General features: G+C 71.5%; 1 protein-coding gene. It reads left to right on the top strand.

What is annotated here, in order from left to right:
* On the top strand, positions 1–403 hold a 403-nt coding region (locus ACXAG7_RS20005; RefSeq protein WP_476667931.1), incomplete at both ends, for an amidase family protein.

Here is a 403-nt window from a genome sequence, read left to right on the forward strand (position 1 = left end):
GTCACAGCCTGACCGAGGCGGCGCCCGAGTGGGCAGGGCTGGACGGGATGGACATCATGCCGCTGCAATACGCGGGGCTGGCGGCGCTCTTCGGGGATCGCTGGCAGCAGGACCCTGCGCTCTTTGATCCCGATCTCGGCGCGCAGATCGACAGCGGCCTGCAGCTCTCGGGTCGCGCGGTGGCGCAGGCGCATCAGGCCGGGCACCGCATGGCCCAGATCCTGCGCGATTTCCTCACCCGCTTTGATGTGCTGATCACCCCGACCACGCCCTGCGCCGCATGGCCCGCCGAAGACAGCGCGCCCGCCACCATCGCGGGTGCCCCCTGCGGCGGTCGCGATCACGCCGCCTTCACCCCGCAGGCCAACCACTCCGGCTGCCCGGCGATTTCGCTGCCCTGTGG

This window comes from Tenacibaculum sp. AWR4_210, assembly GCF_056160945.1.